This window comes from Polaromonas sp. (assembly GCF_030682935.1).
GTDB lineage: Bacteria > Pseudomonadota > Gammaproteobacteria > Burkholderiales > Burkholderiaceae_C > Polaromonas.
Genome location: NZ_JAUXNA010000215.1, coordinates 1 through 1579 on the forward strand (window position 1 = coordinate 1; position 1579 = coordinate 1579).

A 1579-nucleotide genomic window follows, 5' to 3' on the forward strand; every position below is an offset into this window, starting at 1 on the left:
CGCCGTAACGCAGCGGCAAGTCGCGGTAGCTCTTGATGCCCTGCTTGAAAATCAGGATGTGACCCGGGCAGTTCATCGGCTTGAGGGCGAAATCGCGCTTTTCGCTCTCGGTCGTGAACATGTTGTCACGGTACTTGTCCCAGTGACCTGTCTTTTCCCAAAGCGTCTTGTCCAGTAGTTGCGGCCCCTTGACTTCCTGGTAACCGTTGTTCTGATAGACCTTGCGCATGTATTGCTCCACGCCCTGCCAGACAGTCCAACCCTTGGGGTGCCAGAACACCAGACCTGGCGAATGGTCGTCAATATGGAACAGATCCAGTTCCTTGCCCAGCTTGCGGTGGTCGCGCTTGTCGGCCTCTTCCAGCATCGTCAGGTACTGCTGCAACTCGTCTTTGGTAGCCCAGGCCGTGCCGTAGATACGTTGCAGCATCTCATTGTGGTGGTCGCCACGCCAATAGGCGCCAGCCACTTTCATGAGCTTGAAGAACTTCAGCTTGCCCGTGCTCGGCACGTGGGGGCCGCGGCACAAGTCTTCAAACGCACCTTCGCGGTACAGCGATACATCCTCGTTGGCAGGGATGCTGGCAATGATCTCGGCCTTGTAATGCTCGCCAAGGCTTTTGAAATGCGCCACCGCTTCATCGCGAGGCAGCACGCGGCGCATGACGGGCTCGTCCTTGGCGGCGAGTTCGGTCATGCGCTTTTCGATGGCGATCAAGTCTTCTGGCGTGAAGGGGCGCTTGCAAGAGAAGTCATAGAAAAACCCGTTTTCAATCACCGGCCCAATCGTGACCTGCGCCTCGGGAAACAGATCCTTGACGGCATAGGCCAGCAAATGGGCCGCAGAATGGCGAATCAGCTCCAGTCCGTCGGCATCCCTGGCGGTAATGATGGACACCGCACTGTCCTGACTGATGAGGTAGCTGGTATCGACCAGCTTGCCATCGACTTTTCCGCCCAGGGCCGCTTTGGCCAGACCGGCGCCGATGGACGCAGCGACTTCGGCCACTGTCACCGGGGCGGCATAGTCACGTTTGGAACTGTCAGGAAGTGTGATTTGAATCATGGTTTCGAAAACAAAATTAAAAAAGCGCGGACGAGCCGCGCTTGAAAACGAGAAGCCGGAATGACGTAATTTTACGCCGCTCCGGCTTTCAACCCAGATCAGTGGAACTGCTCTTCTTCGGTCGAGCCGGTCAGCGCTGTCACGCTGGACTTGCCGCCCTGAATCACGGTGGTGACTTCGTCAAAGTAGCCGGTACCGACTTCCTGCTGGTGCGACACAAAGGTGTAGCCACGGTCGCGGGCTGCGAATTCAGGCTCTTGCACCTTCTCGACATAAGCGCTCATGCCGCGTGCCACGTAGTCTTGCGCCAAGTCGAACATGTTGTACCACATGGAGTGGATACCCGCCAGCGTGATGAACTGGTACTTGTAGCCCATGGCGCCGAGCTCTTTCTGGAACTTGGCAATGGTCGCATCGTCCAGGTTTTTCTTCCAGTTGAACGATGGCGAGCAGTTGTAGGCCAGCATCTTGCCGGGGTGCACCTTGTGCACAGCGTCGGCGAACTGTTTCGCG

Annotated in this window: 1 protein-coding gene and 1 pseudogene; both read right to left on the minus strand. The window is 57.3% G+C overall.

The annotated features are described in order from the left end of the window. Nucleotides 1-1066: threonine--tRNA ligase (locus Q8K05_RS09865; RefSeq protein WP_305246456.1), on the minus strand; the 1066-nt coding region annotated here is incomplete at its 3' end. A gap of 98 nt (nt 1067-1164) precedes the next feature. Further along, nucleotides 1165-1579 (minus strand): annotated as a pseudogene (locus tag Q8K05_RS09870) (isocitrate lyase); the annotation flags it as partial.